We start from the raw sequence: 3,988 nt of genomic DNA, 5'->3' as shown, positions 1-3,988 counted from the left end.
AACCCGACGCCCGGCAACCGGGGCATCGCGATCGTCGGCTCCAGCAACCTCACCCTCGCCGGGGTGCGGGACAACACCGAGTTGAACGTCCTGGTCCACGACAACGGCAACCCGCTTGACCCTACCCAGGGGAACCACGCCAAGCTCACCGCCTGGTTCGAGGAGCTGTGGGACGAGGCCCAGGACTTCGACGAGCTTTTGATGACCGAGCTGCGCCAGTCGTGGGCCGGCCGGCTGGCGACGCCCTACGACGTCTACATGAAGACCCTCTACACCCTGGTCCGCGACCGGCTCGACGGCGACGAGGAGCGGACGCTGCTCGGGGAGGACGAGATCACCCGCTCGCTGGCCGACTTCCAGGAGGTCGCGGTGCGGCAGGCGATCCGTATGATCCGGGAGTACGGCGGGTGCTTCGTGGCCGACGTGGTGGGTCTGGGCAAGAGCTTCGTCGGCGCGGCCATTGTGAAGTACTTCGAGCGTGCCGAGGGCCGGCGGGCGCTGATCATCTGCCCCAAGGCGCTCAAAGAGATGTGGGTCGAGTACAACGAGCGGTTTGACCTCAATGCGCACGTGGTCCCGATGAGCATGCTGCTGGAGGGGGATCGCGGCGTGGACCTGCTCCACGACGTGCAGTACCGCGAGCGGGACTTTGTGCTGATCGATGAGAGCCACAACTTCCGCCACAGCGACACGCAGCGCTACCGGGTACTCCAGGAGTTCATCGCTGCCAACCCGGAGCGGCGTGTCTGCCTGCTGACCGCGACGCCACGCAATAGCCGTGCGCTGGATGTCTACCACCAGATCAAGCTCTTCCACCACGACGAGGTGCCGCGCATGCCGATCGACGCGCCGACCCTGCGCGCGTTCTTCAATCGGATCGGCGATGGCCCGGGGGCGGACGGTACGAACACAGCGCGCTTGCAAGACCTGCTGCGGCATATCCTGATCCGGCGCACCCGCCGAAGCGTGCTGCGTTGGTACGGCTACGCCGACGACACCGGACAGCCGCTCAGCGCGTTGAGCGAGTCTGAGGCCGCGGCGTACCTCGACGGCCGTGATGGTCGCCGGGCCTACATCCAGGTCGCTGGGCGGCGCCAGTATTTCCCTCGCCGCGAGCTGGAGACTCTGCGGTACAGCATCGAAGACACGTACAACGGTCTCTACGAGACGATCCGTGGTTATCTAGGCCGGCCAGGGCGCGGGCGGGAAGTTGCGATCGCGGAGCGTGCCGAGGCACCCGCCGCCGAACTGACCTATGCCCGCTACGGGCTCTACAACTACGTTCGCCCGGAGAAGCGAGACCATGCGCCGTATACCGATCTCCAGCGGGCCGGGCGGAATCTGCGCGGCTTGATCCGGACGATGCTCTTCAAGCGGTTTGAGTCGAGCGTCGCCGCCTTCCGCCAGACGCTGGAGCGCATGGTGGAGACGCAAACGGCCTTCCTGGCCGCGCTCGACGCCGGGATCGTACCGGCCGGCGAGCCGGCCGAGCGCCTGTTGGGCCGGGCCGATGCTCTGGGTGATGACCTGGTCGACGCGCTCGCCGCGGTCTCGCAGAGCTACCGCGCGGAGGATTTCGATGTCGTGCGGCTCCGACGGCACATCCAGGCTGACATTCGCCTGTTGCGCAAGATGCTCGACCTCGTGGCGCCGATCACCCCGGAGCGGGACGACAAGCTGCGCGTGCTCCGACATCGGCTCGCTAGCCCTCCGACTGCCGGGAAGAAGTGCCTGATCTTCACCCAGTACGCCGACACGGCGGAGTACCTCTACGAGAACCTGAACCCCGGTGGCGCGCGGGCCGACATCGAGGTCATCTACGGTGACGACAAGAACAAGTCCCGCATCGTCGCCCGCTTCGCCCCACGGGCCAACCCGCAGTTGTCCCTCCGGGAGGGAGAATCGGAGATCCAGATCCTGATCGCGACCGACGTGCTGGCCGAGGGGCTCAACATGCAGGACTGCGACGTGGTTATCAACTACGACCTGCACTGGAACCCGGTGCGGCTGATCCAGCGCTTCGGACGAATCGATCGCATCGGCTCCGAGCACGCCGTCATCTGGGGATACAATTTCCTGCCGGAGCGAGGGATCGAGCGCAACCTGCGGCTGACCGAGGTGCTGCGGAACCGTATTCAGGAGATCCACGAGACGATCGGGGAGGACGCCGCGATTCTCGACCGGTCCGAACAGATCAACCCCGAGGCGATGTACGCCATCTACGAGGGGAACACCAGCGCGCTCTCACGCTATGAGGACGACCCCGAGGAGGCGTCGTACGTCGACCTCAATGAGGCGGAGGAGATGTTCCGGCGCCTGCGTCAGGACGATCCGGACGAGTTCCGACGTATCGCCGACCTGCGTGACGGCATCCGGGCGGGTATGCCGTCGCAGGAGAAAGGGTGCTTCGTCTTTTGCCAGGCCGGGTCTTTCCAGCAGTTGGTCCTCGTCGACGAAGCGGGCAACGAGATCACCCGCGACATCGGCCGCGTGCTTGCCGCTATCCGTGCCACCCCGGAGACTCCAGGCCTCTCCAGGCTCCCGCAGGGACACAACGGTCGGGTGATGGCAGTCAAGCGCCGCTTCGAGCAGGACGTGCGCTACCGACGGACGCAGCAGGAGCACACCGGGTCCCGCTCGGTCGCCCAGGACTGGGTGTTGCGGCAGCTCCGGGAACTTTATGCCGAGACCAGTGACGAAGGGCTGCGGGAAAAGATCAACATGCTGGAGCGAGCCTTCAGCATCCCACCGACGGCGGCAGTACGCCGGGAGCTCGGCATCCTGCGGCGCGACGGCATTACTGGCCTTCGGCTCATCGACAATCTCATCACGATCTACCACCGCCACCGACTGCAGGACCGCCTCGAGCAGGCTCAGCGCCCCGGCGGCATGCCTGACATCCCGCACGTCGTCTGCAGTATGGCGCTGGTGTGAGGCATGTTGCGCGTCAGGAGCACCGGCACTTTCCGGCTCACGTTCCCCAGGAGCGTGGAAATCCCCCTCTCCCACAAGGAGAGAGGGGGTCAGGGGGTGAGGGGTGTCACTCCTCACGCTGCCACAACCAGGGCCGTCAGGTACCTGACGGCGCTGCCGGTGGTGACGCCGGTGAGGGAGGTCCAGATATCTCGTGCGCGGCTCAGTGTCCCGGTGCTAACGACCCCACGTCTACCCCACCAACGCCTCCCGCGCCACACGCATGCCTTCGCCGGTCAGGGTCAGCGCCTGGCCGTGGTGGTGGATGAGGCCGCGGCGTTCGGCGCGGTGGATGACCTGGGCGGCGAAGTCGGGGTCCCAGCGGAGGTGCTCCTGGAGGTGCTCGACGCGGCTCTCGGTGGCGGCGTCGGGGGTGTCGCGGTGGTTGAAGAGGTGGATGGCGAGCATGGTCTGGGCGAACTCCCAGCGCTGCGCCGTCCGGCGGCGGGCGGCGGCGATCACGCCACGCTGGGGGGCGAAGAGGCAGGCGGCGCCGAAGAGGAGTCCGGCCATGGTGGCCATCGACCCGGCGATTGAGGCGTCGAGCCAGTGAGCCAGCCAGTAGCCGCCGATGGCCGCCACCGCGCCGGTGAGCGCGCCGAGGCCGAGCATGACCGGCAGCCGGTCGGTCAGGAGGTAGGCGGTGGCCGGGGGAGCGATCATCAGCGCCACGACCAGGATTGAGCCGACCGCCTCGAAGGCCCCGACGGCGGTGACCGATACCAGCGACATCAAGATGTAGTGGACCACGGCCGGGGCGAAGCCGAGCGCGGCTGCCAGCCCGGCGTCGAAGGTGACGAGCTTCAGCTCCTTGTAGAGCAGGCCGATGATGACGACGTTCAGCGCCAGGATGCCGCCCATCAGGTAGAGCGCGCGCGGGCCGAGGTCCCAGCCGGCCACGATGAAGCGGTCGAACGGGGCGAAGGCCAGTTCGCCGAGGAGGACGGCGTCGGTGTCGAGGTGGACGTTGCCGGCGTAGCGGGCGATCAGCAGCACCGCGGCGCTGAAGAGCACC

2 protein-coding genes are annotated in these 3,988 nt (G+C 67.2%); one reads left to right on the top strand and one right to left on the bottom strand.

The annotated features are described in order from the left end of the window. On the top strand, nt 1–2,934 hold a 2,934-nt coding region (locus tag IRZ30_RS16100), incomplete at its 5' end, for a helicase-related protein (RefSeq protein ID WP_294086610.1). A 231-nt stretch (nt 2,935–3,165) separates the two neighbouring features. On the opposite strand, the gene IRZ30_RS16095 is transcribed toward IRZ30_RS16100, so the two are convergent. Continuing rightward, nucleotides 3,166–3,988: metal ABC transporter permease (locus IRZ30_RS16095; protein ID WP_294086609.1), on the bottom strand; the 823-nt coding region annotated here is incomplete at its 5' end.

It is taken from the genome of Sphaerobacter sp. (genome assembly GCF_019683595.1).
Classification (GTDB): Bacteria; Chloroflexota; Chloroflexia; order Thermomicrobiales; family Thermomicrobiaceae; genus Sphaerobacter.
Note: the sequence above shows the minus strand (reverse complement) of the source record. Positions and strands in the feature narration are given on the sequence as shown.